Raw genomic sequence first — 20,211 nt, forward strand, 5'->3', positions numbered from 1 at the left:
GATGGCATGGCTGTCGCCGCACTCCCCTGGCGTGACCGCAAACGCCCCCTCTGGCCGCTGGCCCTGGTGGTGCCCGGTCTCCCGTTCGCCGCGCTGCTGTTCGCCACCGCCACCTCCTCGCCGTGGTTCTGGTGGCTGACCCCGGTGGTCATCCTCGGTGTCATCCCGCTCGTCGACCTGCTCGTCGGCGACGACCGGGCGAATCCGCCGGACGAGGCGGTGCCCGCGCTGCAGGCGTCGCCCTACTACCGGTGGATCACCTATCTGTTCCTGCCCGCGCAGTACGCCGCGCTGGCCGTCACCTGCGCCGCCTGGGTGCGCGGTCCGGGAGTGATCGGCGGCGTCGGGCTGGTGCTGACCGCCGGGCTGGTCAACGGCATCGCCATCAACACCGCGCACGAGCTGGGCCACAAGCGCGAGACGGCAGAGCGCTGGCTCTCCAAGATCGCCCTGGCCCCGACCGGGTACGGGCACTTCTTCGTCGAGCACAACCGTGGCCACCACGTCCGGGTCGCCACCCCGGAGGACCCGGCCAGTTCCCGGCTCGGCGAGTCGTTCTGGCGGTTCTGGCCGCGCACGGTGCTCGGCAGCCTGCGGTCGGCCTGGCGTCTGGAGACCAGCCGGCACCGGCTCCGCGGGCGCAGCCCCTGGCACCCGCGCAACGACATCCTGAACGCCTGGGTGATGACCGTGGCCGTTCTCGGTCTGCTGATCGGGGTGTTCGGGGTCCGCGCGCTGCCGTTCCTGCTGTTACAGGCGGTGGTCGGCTTCACGACGCTGGAGGCGGTCAACTACCTGGAACACTACGGGCTGCTGCGGCAGCGCACCGCCACCGGCCGGTACGAGGGCGTCGATCCGCGGCACAGCTGGAACAGCGACCGGCTGACCACCAACGTGTTCCTGTTCCAGCTGCAACGGCACAGCGACCACCACGCCAACCCGCTGCGCCGCTACCAGACCCTGCGCACGTTCGACGCGTCACCGCAGCTGCCCGCCGGGTACGCCACCATGCTGCTGGTCGCGCTGATCCCGCCGCTCTGGCGCCGGATCATGGACCCGCGACTGCTGGCGCACTACGGCGGCGACGCCGGCCTCACGAACCGGGCGCCGGGTCCTCCCGCAGGTGATCCAGGCCGATCACGGTGAGCACCTTGGCGACGACGCCGGTCGCCCCGGTCAGGCGCAGGCTCAGGCCGGCCGTCTCAGCGGCCAGGTAGCCCTGGATCAGCGCGCTGATCGCCTCCGAGTCGACGAACCGGACCTGGCCGAGGTCGACCAGGATCCGGTCACCGGGGGCGCCCGCGTCGGCCGCGGCGAGCAGCGCGTCCCGCAACTCGTCGCGGGCGCCGATGTCGAAGGACCCGGCCAGCGTCACGCGCACGGTCACCACCCCGCCGACGTCGGCTGCGGCCGGGCCGGTGGTAATGGAGTAGTAGTCGTCGGTCACGTGATCGCCTACCAGGGGCCGGCCGCGCTGCCCACCCGGGACTCGCCCTGGGTCGGGAAGATCGCCCAGATGTGCTTGGAGTCCTCGGTGGCGTACCAGCCGACGTCGAGCGAGAAGGCCTGGGCGAGGTGCAGGCCGTGACCGCCGGCGTGCAGCGGGCGGGTGTCGGCCAGCTCCGGGATCGTGGTCAGGTCGTGGTCGGCGACGTCCAGGATCAGGTGATCGTCGCTGCGCAGCAGGCGGATCTCGGTGGGCGGCAGGCCGTGCCGGATCGCGTTGGTGGCCAGCTCGGTGGCGACCAGCACGATCCCGTCCAGCACGTCACCGTGGTCGTCGTCCGGGAGCATCGGGTGGCCGCTCAGTTCCTGCTGCAGGGCGGCCCGCAGCTGCTGGAGCTCGGCGGTGCTGGTCAGGGTCCACACACGGAGCTGCGCGGCGTGCGGCGGTGGCGGTGAGGTGCGGATCGGCTCCATCGCACGCCTGTGCCCCCGATCGGCTCCGACTATGCCGCGATCCGGATTTTCCATCGCCCCCGTGTACCTCTGCAGAAGATTCAGCTCGGAAACCTGAAGTACGGCACGTCAGTGCCGACTGTGAGGTCATGTCCCGATTCGTGCCCGCAGCGTTCCCCAGGATCGACACGGCCGAACCACTCGTTGCGGTCGTGATGGCGCCGAGACCGATCTCCTACCCCGAGGAGACCGGACCCGGCGACGGACGATCAGACCAGCGCGCCGTCCAGGCCACGGCGCAGCTTGGCGAGGGCCTTGGTCAGGAGCCGGGACACGTGCATCTGTGAGATGCCGATCTGGTCGGCGATCTGCGACTGGGTCAGGTTGCCGTAGAACCGCAGCGTGATGATCTTCTGCTCGCGCTCGTCCAGGGCGGACATCGCCGGGCCGAGCGCGACGCGCAGCTCGGCCTCCTCGAACGCGGAGTCCTCACCGCCCAGGGTCTCGCCCAGCTCGGAGCCACCCTCGGTGACCGGGGTGGACAGGCTCGTCGAGTTGTAGGCGCGGGCGCCCTCGAGGCCCTCGATCACCTCGTCCTCGCTGATCTCCAGGTGCCGGGCGATGTCGGCGACCGTGGGCGAGCGGCCCAGGTCGTTGGTGAGCGTGTTGTTGGCCGCGGTGATCGCCAGGCGCAGCTCCTGCAGGCGGCGCGGCACGCGTACCGACCAGGTCTTGTCGCGGAAATGCCGCTTGAGCTCGCCGACGATGGTCGGGATCGCAAAGCCGGCGAAGTCGACACCGCGGTCCGGCTCGAACCGGTCGACCGCCTTGATCAGGCCGACCACGGCGACCTGGTAGAGGTCGTCGCGGGGCTCGCCGCGGTTGGCGTAGCGGCTGGACAGGTGCCGGGCGAGCGGCAGCCACGCCTCGATCGCGCGGTCCCGCATGGCGGGCCGGGAGGGATGGCCGGCCGGCACGGCTGCCATCGCGTTGATCAGGTCGCCGGCCTGGTCCGTGCTCGCCGACGCGTCGGTCTCGACTGCGGCTTCAGCGATGACAGTCATGCGGGTTGCTCCTCGGTTCGACCACTACGGGAGGGTGTCGGTGGCGCACGTATTTCCCGAAGATCCGAACGTCTGAAACCACCCGAACGGTCAGCTATATCAAACCGTTAGGTTGATGCATAAGTGGCTCATGATGCTTTTTGCATGAGCATTTCGAGGGGGCCGTCGGAGGTCCGGTTCCGGCCGCCCTCCTTGGCCGCGTAGAGGTGGACGTCCACCTGGCGCAGCAGCGCCTCCTGGGTCCGGAACCCCTCGGCCGAGGTCGCGACGCCGATGCTGGCGGTCACCGGCACGTCCCCGGTCGTCGGCCGCCACCCGTAGCCCTGGATCGCCACCCGCAGCCGCTCCGCCCAGAGGTACGCCTGCGCGGCGTCCATCCCCGGCAGGACCAGCAGGAACTCCTCACCGCCGAGCCGGGCCGCGAACGCGCCCGGCGCGCCGGCGGCCGCGGTGGTCAGCAGCTCGGCGACCACCCGCAGGACCCGGTCGCCGACCTCGTGCGAGCAGGTGTCGTTGATCCGCTTGAAGTGGTCGAGGTCGACGACGGCCACCGACAGCGGCACCCGGTCCTCCTCGGCCTGGCCGAGCAGCACCGGCAGCTCCACGTCGACGAACCGGCGGTTGAACAGGCTGGTCAGCGGGTCCCGCAGGGAGAGCTCCTGCGCGCGGGCGCCGGCCCGGCGGGCCTCGTCGGCCTCGTACATCGCGTGCAGGGTCTTGGCCCGGGCGTCGCGCTCGCTGGAGATCAGCGCCATCGCGGCGGCGTGGAAGGCCTTGTACTCCTCCAGCGCTTCGGCGTACCGGCCCGCGGCGGCCCAGATCTCGGCCTGCTCGCGCCGCACGTCGACGGCGACGCCGGAGAGCCGGCGGTGCTCGCAGAGCAGCCGGCAGCGGTCGATGGCGTCCTGCGCCTTGTCCAGCTCGCCGGCCCGGCGGTGCACCCCGGAGAGGGTGACCAGGCACTGTGCCCGGGAGCCGACCTCCTCGTACGCGATGGCGTACTCGTCGTCCAGGGCCGGCAGCAGGGTCTGCACCGACTCCAGGAAGCGCCCCGCGCCGAGCTGGACGTTCGCCACCGTGTCGAGCGTGTTGTAGTCGAGCGTGACGTCGTGCTCGGCGGCGAGCTGCAGGATCCGGGCCACGGCCCGCTCGGCCAGCTCGCTCTCGCCGGCCTGGTGCTCGGTGAACGCCAGGTTGTTGAAGACCCGGAGCCGGACCCGGACGTCGCGCAGCGGGATCGACAGCCGCTCGGCCTCGGCGTAGCGCAGCCGCGCGCCGGTGATGTCGTCGACGTCCGCGAGGGCGTCGGCCAGGGCCATCACGCTGCGCCAGCGCAGGAACGCCGAGGCGCCGTCGCCCATCTCGGCGACCGCCTTCATGGCGTCGAGCGCGTGCTCCAGCGCCGTGGGGTAGTCACCGAGCTGACCGAAGTACGGCGACAGCCGCAGGTGGCTGAGCACCAGCAGACGCGGATGGCCGTTCTCGATCGCCCACGCGTTGACCTGGCGGTAGATCTGCCCGCTGGTGATCACGTCGCCACGGCGGCCGATGATGTCGGCCTCGACCAGTTGCGCCCGCATCGACATGTCGGTGCGCCCGAGTTCCCGCGCGGCCGCCTCCGCCTCCGCCGCCCGCGTGAACCATTCGTCCAGGTCCATGCCGTACCGGGGACGGTCCTCCAGAAAGGTGAGCTCGATGTCGAGCGCGACGTCGGGTGTCTCCACGTTCAGGGTCATCGGCCGGGCCGGGGCCATCCTGAGATGTCGGGCGGCGTGACTGTCGTAGCCGTGCTCTACGGTCCTGCGGGTGACGAATCGAGAATCGCAGATCATCGATCAGTTCCGGGCCGAGGCGCTGCGGCGCGGCATCCCCGCCCCCGACGTGGAGCGCTGGCTCGGGCTCGCCCGCCCGTGTGCGGTGCTGACCAGGGACGGTGACGGGCCGGTGGCCGGCGCGATCCGCGGGCCGGTGCTGCTGCCCGCCGACGCCGAGGACCCGATGTTCCCGCTCATCGCCGGCATCGACCTGGCCGCGCTGCCGGCCGGCGCGACGGATCTGCCGCTGCCGGCCGACGGCTCGCTGCTGCTGTTCGGCTGGCCGGAGGAGGACGGCTGGGGCCGGATGGTCTACGTGCCGGCCGGCGCCGATCTCCGGGAACGACCGGAGTTCCCGGAGGGCCTCACCCCCGAGGAGCCGGAGTACGCCGAGGTCTATGCCCTGCTGGCGCCCGGTGACCTGCACCTGAGCGTCGACGTCTCACTGCCCTACGTCGGCGCGGTCCCCGGCCACGACCGGTCCGAGGAGCTGACCGCGGTGTGGCGCGAGGTGTTCGCCGACCGGGGACTGTGGCAGCCGCTGCTGCTCGGCGGGTACGGCACCGACGACAACGGCGTCGACCCGGTCCGGGCGGCCGGCCGGCCCGAGGACGAGGACTGGGACTTCGACGAGACCGAGGCGAACGTCGAGGACTGGGTGCTGGTCGCCGAGTTCCACGGCGTCCGGCCGGGCGGCGCGACGATCTTCTGGCTGATCCGGCGCAAGGACCTGGCCGCCCGGCACTTCGACCAGGCCCGGATCCTGGTCGACTGGAACCCCTAGGCCGCGGAGCGGGCCGCGTGGACCGCGCGGCCCCGGTCCGACTCCGGGAACGCGGCCAGCAGGGCACGGACCTGCTCGGCGTCGGTGTTCGCGCCGAAGAGCTCGGCGCCCGGTTCCATCCGTACGCCCTCGGCCAGCCCTCCGGCGAGAACCGGGTCGAAGCCGAGCGCGTCGACCAGCGCCGCCGTCGCGGTGACGCTCGCGGCGTCGTCACCGGCGATGGCGATCGCCTTGCGCCCGGGCGCCCCGGCCGGCCGGGCCTCCTGCTCCACGTCGTGGTACCCCATGTGGTTGAAGCCCTTGACCACCCGGGCCCCGGCCAGGAACGCCTGCACGATCTCGCTGGACGAGGCGCGCGGGTCGGTGAGGTCGGCGCGGATGCCGTCCACCTCCCACCAGTAGTTCATCGCGTCGATCACCAGCTTGCCGTCCAGCGCGCCGGCCGGGAGGGTGCGGTGCTTGCCGAGCGGCAGCGCCAGCACCACCACGTCGGCACGCGCGGCCGCCTCGGCCGCGGTCACCGCGACCGCGCCCGGGGTGAGCACCTCCACGATCAGGGCGATCTTCTTCGGGTCACCGGAACCCGCCACGAGTACGTCGTAACCGGCCGCGACGGCCAGCCGCGCGAGCACGGTGCCGAGTTTGCCGGCGCCGAGGATGCCGAGAGTGGTCATGGGTCACTTCTCCGTCAGCATGTCGCGGACCTGGGGCAGCACCGTCGTACCGAAGAGCTCGACGGCCTTGAGGCGCGCACTGATCGGCTGCGCGCCGACCGTGTAGATCATGTCGAAGCGGCCCACGCCGAGCGCCGTCACCGCGCGGGCGATCTTGCGGGCCACGGTGTCCGGCGAGCCGACGTAGAGCGAGCCGTTGTCGACCTCGGCGTCGAACTCGGCCCGGCGCAACGGCGGCCAGCCGCGCAGCGCGCCGATCCGGTCCCGCTGCACCTTGTAGTACGGGTAGAACAGCTCCTTGGCCTGCTCGTCGGTGTCCGCCACGAACCCCGGCGAGTGCATCCCGATCGGGTGCGCCACGGTGCCCAGCTGCTCGGTGGCCCGCCGGTACAGGTCGACGTACGGCGCGAAGCGCTCCGGCTGACCGCCGATGATGGCGAGCATCAGCGGCAGCCCGTGCCGGGCGGTGCGCACCACCGACTGCGGCGAGCCGCCGACGCCGACCCAGGCGTTCAGCCGGCCCGACTCGGTCTTCGGGAACACGTCGGCGTCGGTCAGCGCGGGGCGGGTGGTGCCGCTCCAGGTCACCGGCTTCTCGTCGAGCAGCTTCACGAACAGCTCGAGCTTCTCCTCGAAGAGCACGTCGTAGTCGCTCAGGTCGTAGCCGAACAGCGGGAACGACTCGGTGAACGAGCCACGGCCGAGGATCGGCTCGGCCCGGCCGTTAGACAGCGCGTCGACGGTGGCGAACCGCTGGAAGACCCGGACCGGGTCGTCCGAGCTGAGCACGGTGACGCCGGAGGCCAGCTTGATCCGGGAGGTGCGGGCGGCGATCGCGGCCAGCACCGTCTCCGGCGTGGAGATCGAGTATTCCGGGCGGTGGTGCTCGCCCAGCGCGATCACGTCCACGCCCAGTTCGTCGGCGAGCACGGCCTCCTCGACGACCTGCCGGATCGCGGTGGCGTCCGAGACGAGCGTGCCGTTGTCGTCCTCCGGCACGTCGCCGAAGGTGTCCAGCCCGAAGATGAGGTCCGTCATGGTGCCGCGCTCCCTGATGATTGACATGTCAACCGCCTATGATTGACACGTCAACCACCGGAGGTGAAGGTTTATGCCCGGCCAGCGCAAGCTGCCTTCCCGAGACGAACTGCGGACCTGGCGGGAGTTCCTGGAGAGCACCGAGGTGCTGCGCGGGCGCCTCGCCGGGCGGCTGCAGCACGACACCGGCCTGTCCACCGGCGACTACACCGTGCTGCTGGCGCTGAGCGAGGCCACCGATCGCCGGATGCGCTCGTCCGAGCTGGCCGCGCACATCGGCTGGGAACGCAGCCGGCTGTCGCATCACCTGGGCCGGATGGAACGCCGCGGGCTGATCGGCCGTGAGGAGCACCCGGGCGACAGTCGCGGCGCGCAGGTGGTGCTCGCGACGGCCGGCGCGGACGCCTTCGCCGCGGCGACCGCACCGCACCTGCGGGCCATCCGGGAGCTGTTCGTCGACGCCCTGACCCCGGCCCAGCTGACCGCGGCGGCCGAGATCGCCGCCGCGCTGCGCGCGCACCTTCAGGACGACGTGGCGGGCTGAGCCCAGTCCCGGCGCAGCCAGAGGTAGGCCGGCATGCCCATCAGCAGGACCAGCCACATGCTGATCAGGCGGTACAGCACCACCACGGCGGCGGCGACCGGGTGGCTGCAGCCGGCGGCCACCAGCGCCGCGAGCATGCCGACCTCGATCAGGCCGGTGCCGCCCGGTGTCAGCGGGATCTGCCGGACGATCTGGATGCCCAGGTAGATCACCGCGATCCGCCACCAGCCGAGCGTGGCGTGGCAGGCGGTGGCCGCCGCGGCCAGGCAGAACAGGTCGAGCACCCACTTGGTCATCCCGGCCGCCACGACCGAGGCCCAGCGCCGGGGCGGCAGCGCGGCCATCTCCCGGGTGGTCCGCCCGGCGGCGGCGAGCAGCCGGCCGAGCCGGGAGTCCGGCCCCACCGGCACGGCGGGGCGGCGACGCCACAGCATCCGCCCGGCGACGACGGCCGCGACCAGGACGGCGGCCACGCCGAGCACCTCGGGCACCTGGACGGTGGCGGCGACGTCCGACCGGACCAGCCAGCCGAGCGTATAGAGCAGTGCCAGGCTCAGGATCGAGATGACGCCGGAGACCACTGTCACGGCGGTCGCCACGGCGGTGCTCGCCCCGTACCGCCGGAAGGTCCGGAAGGTGAAAGCGGTCGCGACCGCCGCGCCCGCCGGGACGGCCATGCTCACCGCGGCCCCGCTGATGGTCAACGCGACCGCGCTGTCCCGCGGCAGCCGCACCCCGAGACCGGACAACAGCAGGCGCTGCTGCTCGGCGAACGCGGCCTGGGAGAGCAGCCCGGCGGTCACGGCGGCCGCGGCCCAGCGCAGATCCACGTCCTGCCAGACGGTCAGCAGGGAACTCAGATCGGGCAGCTGGTCACGCAGAGTGACCAGGATGGCCACGGTAACCGTGAGACCGAGCGCGGGACGCCACCATCGCCGTACCACGGGCGGTAACTCGGCGTTCCAGCGCCGGGTCCCGGAACGCAGGGTCGACAGCATCGGCACAGCATGCCAGCCCGGCCCGCCGATGTCCCCATCCGGAGGCGGGCTTCACAGCGACCACCAGCGACGATACGGCCGGGCCCGGGAATCCGAACGCCCGGTGGTTCCGGCTCCGCCACGGAAAAAGCCCGGTGGAGACCGTCGTCTCCACCGGGCTTGCGAGTCGTGCGTCAGTTCAGCAGGTCACTGTTGTTCGTGCCACGCGTGGTGGCCGAGGACGTCCGCGGCTTCGCCTGCGCGGGCGTCACGACCGGAGTGGTGGTGGACGGCGTGGGCGTGACGGGCGACGGCGTGGGCGTCACCGACGTGGCGCCGGCCGTGACCAGCGACGGCGACGGGGTGACGTGCGACGGCGCGGGGGTCGTGGAGGACGACTCCGGGGCGATCGACGCCAGCTTCGCGTTGGTCTTCTCGACGCCGGTGTTGATCAGTGCGGTCGCCTTCTCCTGCGCCTGCACCACCTTGGGGTGACTGCCGACCTTGCGCGCGGTCGCGGCGATCTGCTCGAACTTCTCGCGGCCGGCCCGGGTGCCCAGCACATATCCAGCGGCGAATCCGACGGCCAGCTTCATCATCTTCATTGTCGTTTCTCCAGGTGGTGATGGATGGGACTGCGAGCGGCGGGAGCCGTGTCACACCAGGCTCGCCTCCGAACTCCTGTCCCGGTTGATGCCCGCCGTTCAGCCCGATGAAACCGATCGGTCACGCCGACTCGCCGGAACTGTGATCAATTCGCATCGACTGGCCACAATCGGGTAAAACTGGGGCATGGAGACGCTGCGGATGCCCTTCGCGTACGGCTACGGCAGCGCGGCCATCCGCCGGACCGTGCGCCACGTGCTCGCCACCTGGCAGCTCACCGACCTGGCCGGGGACGCTCTCGTGGTGATCAGCGAGCTGGTGCAGAACGCGGTCCAGCACGCCGGCGGCCGCGGCGAGCTGGTGCTGACCCGGCGCCGCGAGGGCGTGCTCGTCGAGGTGTTCGACGAGAGTTCCGCCGCACCCAGCGTCCGCGCCCCCGACCCGCGCCGGATCGGCGGCCGCGGGCTGCTGATCGTCGCCGCGGTGACCAGCGCCTGGGGCACCCGCACCAGCCAGGCCGGCAAGGTCGTCTGGGCCGAGCTGGCGATGGCCGCCGCCTGCGTCACCGCCGCCTGAGCAATCAAGTCGGAAACCATGGTTGAATCCGGCCACTACCGGGCAGTGTTAGCCACAACACAACCGACCGGGTTCGACGGCTGAGATCCCCGTTCCCGGTCGAGGTATCTGACGAAGGCCCTGCCCGCGACACTCGGGTGAGGGCCTTCGCCATGTCCGGATCAGGTCGCCGCCGCGAACGCCTCCACCTTGGCGGTGTCCCCGGCCACGATCAGCACGCAGCCCTGCGGGACGACCGTCTCCGGCGTCGCGTACGTGAAGTCCTCGCCGGGACGCTTGGTGCCGACGACGGTGATCCCCCACGTGTTGCGCAGCCCGAGGTCCTGCAGCGTGCGGCCGGCCGCACCCCGCGGCGCGCGGACCTTGGCGATCGCGAAGTCGTCGTCGAACTCGATGTAGTCGAGCATCCGGCCGGTGATCAGGTGCGCGACCCGCTCGCCCATCTCGGTCTCCGGGAAGATCACGTGCTGGGCGCCGACCGACTTGAGGATCTTGCCGTGTTTGACGCTTGTCGCCTTGGCCCAGATCTCCCCGACGCCCAGCTCGGTGAGCGTGAGCACGGTCAGCACGCTGGTCTCCAGGTTGGTGCCGATGCCGACCACCGCACGCGGGAACTCGTGCACGCCGAGCTGGCGCAGCGCGTCCTCGTCGGTGGCGTCCACCTCGACGACCTGGGTGAGCCGGTCCGACCAGTCCTGCACGATCCGCGGGTCGGTGTCGATGCCGAGCACCTCGTACCCGAGGTCCAGCAGGGACGCGGCGACCTGGCCGCCGAACCGGCCGAGACCGATCACCACCACGTTGTCGCTCGACGCGCTTCTCTCAGCCAACGAGGGGCCTCTCTTCCGGGTAGCGGTAGTGCCGGCGGCGGGTGTTCAACGCGATCGCGGTGCCCACCGTGATCGTGCCGACCCGGCCGACGTACATCAGGACGACGAGCAGGACCTGCGCGGACGGCGGCAGGCTCGCGGTGATGCCGGTGCTGAGCCCGACGGTGGCGAACGCCGAGGTGACCTCGAACAGGGCCCGGTCGAACGGCACGCCGTCGGTCAGCGCGTCCAGTGCCAGCGTGCCGGACGCGACCAGGGCGACACCCATCAGGGCCACCGTGAGCGCCTGCCGCTGGGTCTCCTCGGCGATCCGGCGGCGGTGGATCACCACGTCCGGCTCGCCGCGCAGCTCGGCCCAGATGACGTACGCCAGCAGCAGGAACGTCGTGATCTTGATGCCGCCGGCGGTGCTCGCGCTGCCACCGCCGATGAACATCAGCGCGGTGGTGACCGCCGTGGTCTCGCTGTACGTGTGACCCAGGTCGACGGTGTTGAAGCCGCCGGAGCGGGTCATCACGTCCTGGGTGAACGCGGCGAGCATCTTCGCCGGGGTGCCGAGCGGGCCCAGCGTGCCCGGGTTGCCCCACTCGAAGACCAGGAAGGTCAGGAAGCCGAACCCGGAGAGCAGCACGGTGCCCCACACGGTCAGCCGGGTGTGCGTGGACCAGGCGTCCGGCTTGCGCCACTCGCGGACCAGCTCGAACACCACCGGGAAGCCGATCGAGCCGGCCAGCACGCCGAACGTCAGCGGCAGGCAGATCCACGGATCCGCGACGAACCGGACCAGGCTGTCCGGGTAGAGCGCGAACCCGGCGTTGTTGAACGCCTGGACGGCGTGGAAGATCGCCTCCCAGAGGGCGCGGCCGAGGCTGTAGTCGTACGCAAGCCAGAAGCGGACCGTGAGCACGGCGGCGATGGCGGCCTCCGAAACGACCATGACCCCCGCCACCCGCAGCAGCACCCCGCCGAGGTTGCCACCGGTCAGACCGGCGCTCTCGGCCTGCGCCAGCAGCCGGCCCCGCAGCCCGAGCCGGCGCGACACCAGCAGGCTGAGCAGGGTGGCCAGGGTCATGATGCCGAAGCCGCCGATCTGCGACAGCACGGTCAGCAGCACGTGGCCGAACGTCGACCAGTACGTCGGGGTGTCGACCACCGACAGACCGGTCACGCAGACCGCGGACGCCGCGGTGAACAGCGCGGTGACCAGCGGGGCGTGGCCCGGCTCGGCCCGTGCGGCGGGCAGCATCATCAGGCCGGTGCCGAGCAGGATCGCGCCGAGGAACGCGAGCGGCACGATGCGGGCCGGGTACCGCCAGGGAGATCGCACCGGTCGTGCATATCACCCCGGCGCCGCGGTGAAGATCTCAGCTCCCCGGCGCGGCGGCCGACGATGGTGAACGACGACGCCGAGGACCCTGGGAGAAACACGTGCCGCGCCTGCCGATCTTCGACCGACGGAACGGGCCGCTGCTCGTCACCGCGGTCGTGGCGCTGTTCTGCGGCGCCTGGCTGATCGGCGGTTTCACCCACGTCTACCCGCATCCGGTGATCGGCTGGCTGCCCATCCCGGTGTCCGCCGTGCTGGCCGGGCACGCCTGCTGGACGGCGAGCCGGCAGGCCGATCTGGACGCCGAGACCCGGCGGTTCTGGCGGCACCTCGCCGTGGCCTGCTGCTTCTTCGTGGCCGGCATCGTCTCCAACATCAACGACGCCACCGGAGGCCCGGCGCCGTCCCAGGAGATCGGCATGATCACCCTGGCCGGGTACCTGGGCACCCTCGGCACGGCCATGTGGGCCCTGCTGCGGCTGCCGTCCTGGCAGCGCGGCCGCGGCGACTGGATCCGGTTCGGCCTGGACTCCGGCATCGTGATGCTGACCGTGGGCGCCGTCGTCTGGAACCTCACGCTGCGCAACCACGAGCAGTGGGTCAGCCAGACCGGTGGCGCCGGGGCGATGCTGGTGATCATGGCGGTGGCCGGGCTGTCGATGGCCACCTTCATCAAGGTCGCGTTCGCCGGCGCCGGCCGGCTGGACCGCCGCGCCATCCACATCCTGGCCACCGGCGCCGCCCTGGGTGGCGTGCTCGGCGCCGTGTCGCTGCTGCTGGCCGGCCGCCCCTACCTGTCCAGCGCCCTGATCGCCGTGCCGGTGGCCGCGCTGGCCATCCATCTCTCCGCGATCAGCCAGCAGCGGGCCGGCAACCGGGAACCGCGGCCGCGCTCCGGGCGGCCGCGGATCAGCGTCGTGCCGTACTTCGCCGTCGCGATCACCGACACGATGCTGCTGACCACCGGCAGCGGCGACCCGGCCACCACCCGCACCATGGAGACCGCGGCGGTCGCGCTCACCGCGCTGGTCGTGATCCGGCAGATCATCGCGCTGCGGGAGAACCACGGGCTGCTGACCACCGTCGACGGGCACCTGAACCAGCTGCGCGACTACCAGGACCGGCTGACCCACCAGGCCACCCACGACAGCCTCACCGACGCCGGCAACCGCACCCTGTTCGAGGAGCACACCTCACGGCTGCTCACTGCGGGCGGGACGTTCCACGTGGCGCTGCTCGACCTGGACGACTTCAAGGCGGTCAACGACCGGCTCGGCCACCGGATCGGCGACCGGCTGATCCAGGAGACCAGCCGGCGGCTGACCGCGACGCTCGGCCCCGGCGCCCTGGTCACCCGGCTCGGCGGCGACGAGTTCGCGCTGGTCCTGCCCGGTCTTCCCGATCACCAGGACTTCGCCGCCCTGGTCGCCGCGGTGGGACGGCCCGCCGATCTGGACGGCAACATCCTCACCCCCGGTGCCAGCATCGGCGTCACCAGTGTCCAGCCCGGCGACGACCCGGCCGAGCTGCTGCGCCGCGCCGACGTCGCGATGTACGCCGCCAAGGCCGCCGGGGGTCAGCGCTGGCAGTGGTTCGACCCGCGGATGGACCGGGCCGCCGACGACACCGCGCGGCTCGCCGCCGACCTGCGCGGCGCGCTGGCCGGCGACCAGTTCTTCGTCCTCTACCAGCCGATCGTGAGCCTGCCCGACGGGGTGACGACCGGCGCCGAGGTGCTGCTGCGCTGGCAGCACCCGGAGCGCGGGCTGGTCCCGCCGGACGTGTTCATCCCGGTCGCCGAGCGCACCGGTGTGATCCACGAGCTGGGCGCCTGGGTCTTCGAGCAGGCCTGCCGGCAGAGCGCCGACTGGTCCGCCCGGTTCGGCGCCGGCGCGCCCGGCCGGATCAGCGTCAACGTCTCGGCCCGCCAGCTCGCCGACCCGGACTTCGTCGACGCGGTCGCCGCCACGCTGCGGGCCACCGGCGCCGGCACCGACCACCTGCTGCTCGAGGTCACCGAGACCGCGGTCCTCAACGCCGAGACCGCTATCGATCAGCTGAACCGGCTCAAGGCGCTCGGCCTGCGGATCGCCCTCGACGACTTCGGCACCGGCCACTCGTCGCTGAGCCTGCTGATGACCTGCCCGGTCGACGTCCTCAAGGTGGACAAGTCGTTCGTCAGCGGCGACCGCGCGGAGGACGCGGGCGCCATCATCGTCAAGAACATCATCGGCTTCACCACGGACTTCGGCATCGACGCGGTGGCCGAGGGCGTGGAGACGCGGGACCAGGCGGAGCGGCTGCACGCGGCGGGCTACCGGCTGGCGCAGGGCTATCTGTTCGGCCGGCCGATGAGCGCCGAGGCGTTCGAGGCCACGTTCCAGACCGCCGCGGTCGCTGCCTGAGGTGGTCGGCTGGTGCTCAGGGTTGCCTCAGCGGCCTTGAGACAGCCCTCAGCACCAGCCGGAACCCGGAGTCGCGCCTCGGCCTCGACGTGCAGCGGTCTCGCGTCGGCCCCACGGGCGGGACTCGGCTCGTAGCCTGCGGACGGCCGCTCCGTATTCGTACCAAATCGGGTTTTCCTAGGGGCGTGCAACCTGGACCGTGCGCACTACGGTCTTGAGGGACGTGAAACCAGAAAGCTCGGGGACAGCCGAGCACGACAGCCAGTTCGCCGCGTTCGTGGCCGGGCACCGGGGGCGGATGCTGCACACCGCCCGGCTGCTGACCGCCGGCGATCCGTTCCTCGCCGAAGACCTGGTGCAGACCGCGCTGACCAAGCTCTACATCTCGTGGGCGGCCTACCGGCGGGCCGCCAACCCGGACGCCTACGTGCGCCGCGCGCTGTTCAACGCGCTGATGGACGAGCGGCGCCGGATCTGGCGGCGCTTCGAGCGGTCGTTCGCCGAGGTGCCGGAGCGGGTGAGCGCCGCGGCCGACGACGGTGACCCGGACCTGGCCCGGGCCCTGGGCGAGCTGCCGCCGCGGATGCGCGCCGCGATCGTCTTCCGCTTCGTGCACGACATGGACGTGACCGACACCGCCGAGGCGCTCGGCTGCTCACCCGGGACGGTCAAGAGCCAGACCGCCCGGGCGCTGGACAAACTGCGAGCCGCGCTGGGACAACCGCGGGCCGCCCTGATCACACTGCCGCAGGGAGCGCACCGATGATGGATCTGCACACCAGGCTCGACCGTTTCGGCGGGCCGATCGAGACCGCCACCAGCGACACCGTCACGGCGGACCTCGCCCGCGCGCACCGGGCCGTGCGGCGGCGGCGGACCGCCCGTACGGTGGCCGGCTCGGCCTTCGGGGTCGCCGCGATCGTCGCCGCGGTCTCGTTCACCGGAGCCGTCGTCGGCAACCGGCCCGGCTCACCGCCCGCGCCGGCCGTCGCCGAGAGCACCGTCGCCGGTCTGCGGCTCGTCGACTACCGCGGGGAGCAGCCCCGGTACTTCACCATCGCCAAGGTGCCGGCCGGGTTCTTCGTCCAGAACGACGACGAGGGTGGCCTCACCATCGCCCCGGACGCGGTCCGCGACCCGTCGCCGGGCGTCGACCCGTCGAAGGCGCCGATGTACGACCCCCGCGACCTCGGCGGCAAGATCGGCATCTACCTGGAGCAGCGCTCCTACCGCGACCCGGTCGACGGCGAGAAGGTCACCGTGGCCGGGCACGAGGCGGTGCTGCACCCGATCGGCCCCACCTGGCAGCTGATCATCTCGGTGTCGCCGCAGGTCTACGCGACGGTACAGGCCGACGTGCCGCTCAGCCGCGACCAACTGCTCGAGCTCGGCGCCGGCCTGCGGGTCAGCCCGGAAGCGATCGCCCGGATGGCCGCCGCCACGGGCAAGTGACCCTGAGCACCGGCCGGGGCCGGAGCCGCGCGGGACCGTGGCGCGGCTCCGGTTGCCGGCTGGTCCTCAGGGGTGCCTCAAGGCCGGTGAGACACCCCTGAGGACCAGCCGGGGCCCCGAGTCGCGCTGCGGTCGTGAGCGGCCACGGTCTCGCGTCAGCACGCGCGCTGCGGCCGGGACCGGCAGCGGTCTGGCGCCGGCGGGATGACCGGGAGCCGGAGCGGTCATGCGCCGGCGGGGTGACCAAGAGCCGGAGCGATCTTGCGCGGGTCGGCGGTGATCGTGGGTACGGTTGCTGGACTATGGACATCGGCCGCACCGTGGTGACCGCGCAGGGGATGCGCCGATGGGCCGTCGTGCTCGGACTCGTCCTGGTGCTGGCGGCGGTCCCGGTGGTGGTCAACGTCTGGCCGGTCCGGGCCGCCGGCGTCGACCCGGCCGACCTGCGCTCCCGGATCGCGGCCTCCGGCATTCAGGCCCATCAGGGGTACGCACAGAGCGCCGGCCTGCTCGGACTCCCCGCCCTGCCCAATCTCACCCAGGTCACCGCGCTGGTCAGCGGCACCACCGAGATGCGCACCTGGTACGCGGCACCGGACCGCTGGCGGGTCGACGTGCTGGGCGAGGGCACCGAGCACGGTCTCTACCAGACCCCGGAGGCCCAGTTCACCTGGGACTTCGGCGACAACCAGCTGACCCGGATCGAGGGCGCCCAGCCGGTACGGCTCCCCCGGGCGGCCGACCTCACCCCGCCGGCGCTGGCCCGGCAGGTCCTGTCGGCCGCCGCCGGCGACAGCCTCACCCCGCTGGACGCCAAGCGGGTCGCCGGCGTGGAGGCGGCCGGGATGCGCTTGACCCCGGCCGGCACCGGCACCACCGTCGCGCATGTGGACATCTGGGCCGACCCGGAGCACGGGCTGCCGCTGCAGGTCGAGGTGACCGCGCGGGGCGGGGCGCGGCCGGTGTTCGTCACCCGGTTCCTGGAGATCCGGTTCGGCGCGCCGGACGCCGGGGTGCTGACCCCGCCCGCGCCCCGGCCGGGCATCGGCTACTCGGTCGCCGAGGCGCCGGACGCGCTCAGCGCCCTCAACCGCGGGCAGCCCGCACCACTGCCGGCCACGCTGGCCGGGCTCCCCCGCCGGGACGCGGTCGCCGGCGTGTCCGCGGCCGGTGTGTACGGCGCCGGACTCGCGTCGTTCGTCGTGCTCGCCCTGCCGGGACGCTCCGGCGGGCGGGCATTCCGGCAGATCACCACGTATGGACTGGAGGTGCCGGTGCCGGACGGAAACGAGGCCGCGGTGATCGAGACAGGGCTGTTGAACGTGCTCGCGGTCCGCAACCGGAACCGCACGTTCCTGGTCGCCGGGCTGGTCGGCCCGGACCTGCTGCGCCGGGTGGCCACCGGCCTGGCCGGAGTCAACGGATGACCGGGGTCGCTGGATGATCATCACGCACGATCTGACCAAGCGTTATGGCCGGACCGTCGCGGTCGACAGCGTCGAACTCGAGGTGCGCGAGGGTGACCGCTACGGCCTGCTCGGCCCGAACGGCTCCGGCAAGACCACCCTGGTCCGGATGCTGCTCGGCCTGGTCTTCGCGACCCGCGGCGAGATCGAGGTGCTCGGCCAGCCGGTCCCCAAGCGGATCCAGGACGTGCTGCCGTCGATCGGCGCGCTGGTCGAGGGGCCGGGCGCATATCCGCACCTGTCCGGCCGGGTGAACCTCACGCTCTTCGACGCGGCCGGCGCCGGCGGGCGGCGCAAGGACAGGCGGCAGCGGGTCGGCGACGCCCTGGAACGGGTCGGCCTGGCCGGTATCGATCGGCGCCCGGTCCGCAACTACTCGCTCGGCATGCGGCAGCGGCTCGGCCTGGCCGGCGCGCTGCTGCGCCAGCCCAAGCTGCTGATCCTGGACGAGCCCACCAACGGCCTCGACCCGCGGGGCATCCGGGAGATCCGGGACCTGCTCGACGAGCTCAACCGGGAGGGCACCACGGTGTTCCTCTCCAGCCACCTGCTCGCCGAGATCGACGCGTTCTGCACCCGGGTCGGTGTGATGGACCGCGGCCGGCTGGTGCTGCAGGAGGACCTGAGCTCGCTGCGCGCCCCGACCGGCCGGGTCACGGTCGGCAGCCCGACCCCGGAACGGGTGGTGGCGCTGCTCGACGGCCGGGTCGAGCACCGCGACGGCGAGGTGCTGACCGTCCGGCACGACGACCCGGGCGCGCTCAACGCGGAACTTGTCGCGGCCGGGGTGACGGTCACCGCGATCGCCACCGAACGCCGCACCCTCGAACAGGTCGTCCTCGACGCGACCACGACCAGCTCGGACCGCGTGGAGGCAGCCGGATGATCGGGGTCGAGCTGGCCAAACTGTTCCGGCGGCCACGGACGTACGTGATCGCGGCGCTGCTCTGCGCCCTGCCGCTGACCGTGGCGATCTTCCTGGCCACCACCCGGATCCCGCCGCCGCCCGGTCAGGGAGGCGCGTTCCTGTCCGCGGTGCTGAGCAACGGCGCGCTCTACCCGGCCGCCGCGATGGCCCTGGTGCTGCCGGTCTTCCTGCCGGTGTCGGTCGCGGTCCTGGCCGGTGACGCGGTGGCCGGCGAGGCGTCCGCGGGCACGCTGCGCTACCTGCTGATCCGGCCGGTCAGCCGCACCCGGCTGCTGGTCGCCAAGCTGATCTCGCTGGTCGCGTTCGTGCTGTTCGCGATCGTGTCGGTGCTGGTCACGTCGTACCTGACCGGGATTCTGCTGTTCGGGGTGTCGACCAGCTCGGCCGGTGTCGCGCTGCCACCCGACGTGACCTCGCTGTCCGGCGTCACGATCAGCCCGGCCGGCCTGGCGCTGCGGCTGCTGGGCACGGTCGCGTACATCGTGATCTCGATGCTCGGGGTGGCCGCGATCGCCCTGTTCCTCTCCACGGTCACCGACTCCTCGCTGGGCGCCGCGATGGGCGCGCTGGCGGTCCTGGTGACCAGTCAGGTCCTGGTCACGCTGGACGCGGCCGCCGCGATCCGCCCGTACCTCCCGACCCGCTACTGGCTGGCCTGGGTCGACTTCTTCCGCGACCCGGTCCTCTGGCGCGACATCGAACGCGGCGCCGGCATCCAGCTCGTCTATCTGGCCGTCCTGCTGGGCGCCGCCTGGGCCAACTTCCTGACGAAGGACGTCGCCAACTGAACGCACCGCTTCTGGGCGCCAGGTCCGCTGCGGCTGACGTGCCCTATTCGGTACGAATGCGGAGCGCTCGCCCGCAGGCTACGAGCCACGTCCCGCCCGTGCGGCCCCGCGACGCCGCTGCGGGTCACGACCGAGGCGCGCCCCCAGACTCTGGCTGGTTCTCAGGGGTGTCTCGATGGCATCGAGACACACCTGAGAGCCAGCCGATAGCCCGGCGGCGTGGGGTCAGCTGGCGCTGGTGGGGCAGGTCGTGGGTTCGGACAGGGGGGTGGGGCTCAGGGCGGTCAGGACCAGGGCCACCACGTCCGGGTCGGTGGGGAGTTCGCTGTGGGCTACCCGAGCCGCCGGGCAGAGGCCCTGGAGCGAGAGGTTGACCGCGCCGGACAGGCGGGCCGAATCGGGGGGCTGGACGGTCTCGTCGTTCTCGGTCCAGATCGACAGCCACGGGAGGCCGGACGGCAGGGAGCCGGTGATCCCGCGCAGCAGGTCGCTGCCCGGGGCGAGCTGGCGGCACGCCTGCGGGCAGGCGTCCGGGGCCAGGGCGGCGCCGACGCCGGCGATCCGGGCGCCGTGCAGCGGGGAGCCGAGCGTGACGATCCGGCGGGCCACCTCGGCGCCGGCGTGCCGGTCGACCCAGAGGCGGGTGACCACTCCCCCGGCGGAGTAGCCGATCACGTCGACCGAGGGCGCGCCGGCGCGCAGCGCGTCACGGACCGCGGTGTCCAGCGTGTCGGCCTGTGCCAGCAGGTCGCCGGTGCCGTCGCCGGGCAGGGTCAGCACGTCGGCGGTGCGGCCCTCGGCCTGCAGCCGGGCGGCGAGGCTGGTGAGCGCGGTCCGGCTGCCGCCGTACCCCGGGACCAGCAGCACGGTGCCCGGCCGGGCCTGGTCGGGGCGGGTGCCGTCGTCACCGCCACCGGCGCCGGCGAGCCGGACACCCAGCACGATGAGCAGCGCGACGACAACGCCGGCGACGCCGAGGAGCAGGGACCGCCGACGTGGTGACATCACCCCATCATGGCGCAGCGATCGTGGCACGGCC

Annotated in this window: 21 protein-coding genes; 10 read left to right on the plus strand and 11 right to left on the minus strand. The window is 72.3% G+C overall.

Annotated elements, in window-relative coordinates:
* Positions 1 to 6 precede the first annotated feature (6 nt).
* The gene (locus ADL15_RS48515; protein WP_067707501.1) at positions 7 to 1,146 is read left to right on the plus strand and encodes an alkane 1-monooxygenase; all 1,140 of its coding nucleotides are present in this window, start codon (positions 7 to 9) and stop codon (positions 1,144 to 1,146) included.
* Here the strand turns inward: ADL15_RS48515 and ADL15_RS48520 are convergent.
* From ADL15_RS48520 to ADL15_RS48535, 4 genes are all read right to left on the minus strand, one after another.
* Entirely contained in the window at positions 1,094 to 1,447 is a 354-nt protein-coding gene (locus tag ADL15_RS48520) for an STAS domain-containing protein (protein WP_067707504.1), read from the minus strand. The two genes, ADL15_RS48515 and ADL15_RS48520, sit on opposite strands and share 53 nt — an antisense overlap.
* Before the next feature lie 8 nt (positions 1,448 to 1,455).
* Entirely contained in the window at positions 1,456 to 1,920 is a 465-nt protein-coding gene (locus tag ADL15_RS48525; protein ID WP_067707506.1) for an ATP-binding protein, read from the minus strand.
* A 248-nt stretch (positions 1,921 to 2,168) separates the two neighbouring features.
* Positions 2,169 to 2,963 (minus strand): RNA polymerase sigma factor SigF, encoded by a 795-nt coding sequence (locus ADL15_RS48530; RefSeq protein WP_067707509.1) that lies wholly within the window; start codon positions 2,961 to 2,963, stop codon positions 2,169 to 2,171.
* 128 nt (positions 2,964 to 3,091) lie between these two features.
* On the minus strand, positions 3,092 to 4,717 hold the full coding sequence (locus tag ADL15_RS48535) for a GGDEF domain-containing protein (RefSeq protein WP_157442078.1): 1,626 nt from the start codon (positions 4,715 to 4,717) through the stop codon (positions 3,092 to 3,094).
* Between the two features lie 52 nt (positions 4,718 to 4,769).
* Between ADL15_RS48535 and ADL15_RS48540 the strand changes: the two genes are divergently transcribed.
* The gene (locus tag ADL15_RS48540) at positions 4,770 to 5,561 is read left to right on the plus strand and encodes a YwqG family protein (protein WP_083972632.1); all 792 of its coding nucleotides are present in this window, start codon (positions 4,770 to 4,772) and stop codon (positions 5,559 to 5,561) included.
* On the opposite strand, the gene ADL15_RS48545 is transcribed toward ADL15_RS48540, so the two are convergent.
* Both ADL15_RS48545 and ADL15_RS48550 read right to left on the minus strand, forming a co-directional pair.
* Complete coding sequence (locus tag ADL15_RS48545; protein WP_067707513.1) at positions 5,558 to 6,235, minus strand: NADPH-dependent F420 reductase; 678 nt, start codon at positions 6,233 to 6,235, stop codon at positions 5,558 to 5,560. The two genes, ADL15_RS48540 and ADL15_RS48545, sit on opposite strands and share 4 nt — an antisense overlap.
* 3 nt (positions 6,236 to 6,238) lie before the next feature.
* A complete protein-coding gene (locus ADL15_RS48550) occupies positions 6,239 to 7,273 on the minus strand; it encodes an LLM class flavin-dependent oxidoreductase (protein WP_067707516.1) in 1,035 nt (344 codons plus the stop codon).
* Positions 7,274 to 7,346: 73 nt separating this feature from the next.
* Here ADL15_RS48550 and ADL15_RS48555 point away from each other — a divergent pair, with 73 nt between their 5' ends.
* Positions 7,347 to 7,817, plus strand: a complete 471-nt coding sequence (locus ADL15_RS48555) for a MarR family winged helix-turn-helix transcriptional regulator (RefSeq protein WP_067707518.1) — start codon at positions 7,347 to 7,349, stop codon at positions 7,815 to 7,817.
* Here ADL15_RS48555 and ADL15_RS48560 read toward each other — a convergent pair.
* Positions 7,796 to 8,815 carry a lysylphosphatidylglycerol synthase transmembrane domain-containing protein gene (locus ADL15_RS48560; protein WP_157442079.1) on the minus strand — a complete coding sequence of 340 codons (1,020 nt, stop codon included), beginning with the start codon at positions 8,813 to 8,815 and terminating at the stop codon, positions 7,796 to 7,798. The genes ADL15_RS48555 and ADL15_RS48560 overlap by 22 nt on opposite strands.
* 173 nt (positions 8,816 to 8,988) lie before the next feature.
* A complete protein-coding gene (locus tag ADL15_RS48565) occupies positions 8,989 to 9,399 on the minus strand; it encodes a hypothetical protein (protein WP_067707524.1) in 411 nt (136 codons plus the stop codon).
* 187 nt (positions 9,400 to 9,586) lie between these two features.
* On the opposite strand from ADL15_RS48565, the gene ADL15_RS48570 reads away from it, so the two are divergent.
* Positions 9,587 to 9,976: an ATP-binding protein gene (locus ADL15_RS48570; protein WP_067707527.1), complete on the plus strand. Its 390-nt coding sequence runs from the start codon at positions 9,587 to 9,589 to the stop codon at positions 9,974 to 9,976.
* A 161-nt stretch (positions 9,977 to 10,137) separates the two neighbouring features.
* Here ADL15_RS48570 and ADL15_RS48575 read toward each other — a convergent pair whose 3' ends face one another.
* Entirely contained in the window at positions 10,138 to 10,806 is a 669-nt protein-coding gene (locus tag ADL15_RS48575; RefSeq protein WP_067707534.1) for a potassium channel family protein, read from the minus strand.
* Positions 10,799 to 12,133, minus strand: a complete 1,335-nt coding sequence (locus ADL15_RS48580; RefSeq protein ID WP_067707535.1) for a TrkH family potassium uptake protein — start codon at positions 12,131 to 12,133, stop codon at positions 10,799 to 10,801. The genes ADL15_RS48575 and ADL15_RS48580 overlap by 8 nt, the downstream gene beginning before the upstream one ends.
* A gap of 101 nt (positions 12,134 to 12,234) precedes the next feature.
* Here ADL15_RS48580 and ADL15_RS48585 point away from each other — a divergent pair, with 101 nt between their 5' ends.
* The 6 genes from ADL15_RS48585 (at position 12,235) to ADL15_RS48610 (ending at position 19,172) form a co-directional block, all read left to right on the plus strand.
* Positions 12,235 to 14,538: a putative bifunctional diguanylate cyclase/phosphodiesterase gene (locus tag ADL15_RS48585; RefSeq protein ID WP_157442080.1), complete on the plus strand. Its 2,304-nt coding sequence runs from the start codon at positions 12,235 to 12,237 to the stop codon at positions 14,536 to 14,538.
* Positions 14,539 to 14,761: 223 nt separating this feature from the next.
* Positions 14,762 to 15,304 carry a SigE family RNA polymerase sigma factor gene (locus tag ADL15_RS48590; RefSeq protein ID WP_269748450.1) on the plus strand — a complete coding sequence of 181 codons (543 nt, stop codon included), beginning with the start codon at positions 14,762 to 14,764 and terminating at the stop codon, positions 15,302 to 15,304.
* Positions 15,301 to 15,990, plus strand: coding sequence for a hypothetical protein (locus ADL15_RS48595; protein ID WP_157442081.1), 690 nt, complete (start codon positions 15,301 to 15,303; stop codon positions 15,988 to 15,990). Before ADL15_RS48590 ends, ADL15_RS48595 begins: the two co-directional genes overlap by 4 nt.
* Positions 15,991 to 16,292: 302 nt before the next feature.
* Positions 16,293 to 17,417, plus strand: a complete 1,125-nt coding sequence (locus ADL15_RS48600) for a LolA-like protein (protein ID WP_083972634.1) — start codon at positions 16,293 to 16,295, stop codon at positions 17,415 to 17,417.
* A 13-nt stretch (positions 17,418 to 17,430) separates the two neighbouring features.
* Positions 17,431 to 18,342 (plus strand): ABC transporter ATP-binding protein, encoded by a 912-nt coding sequence (locus tag ADL15_RS48605; protein ID WP_067707538.1) that lies wholly within the window; start codon positions 17,431 to 17,433, stop codon positions 18,340 to 18,342.
* Complete coding sequence (locus ADL15_RS48610) at positions 18,339 to 19,172, plus strand: ABC transporter permease (RefSeq protein WP_067707543.1); 834 nt, start codon at positions 18,339 to 18,341, stop codon at positions 19,170 to 19,172. Before ADL15_RS48605 ends, ADL15_RS48610 begins: the two co-directional genes overlap by 4 nt.
* A gap of 225 nt (positions 19,173 to 19,397) precedes the next feature.
* Here the strand turns inward: ADL15_RS48610 and ADL15_RS48615 are convergent, their stop codons facing one another.
* Complete coding sequence (locus ADL15_RS48615) at positions 19,398 to 20,177, minus strand: esterase/lipase family protein (RefSeq protein WP_232345083.1); 780 nt, start codon at positions 20,175 to 20,177, stop codon at positions 19,398 to 19,400.
* Between the last annotated feature and the right edge of the window lie 34 nt (positions 20,178 to 20,211).

Source organism: Actinoplanes awajinensis subsp. mycoplanecinus, assembly GCF_001509495.1.
GTDB lineage: Bacteria > Actinomycetota > Actinomycetes > Mycobacteriales > Micromonosporaceae > Actinoplanes > Actinoplanes palleronii.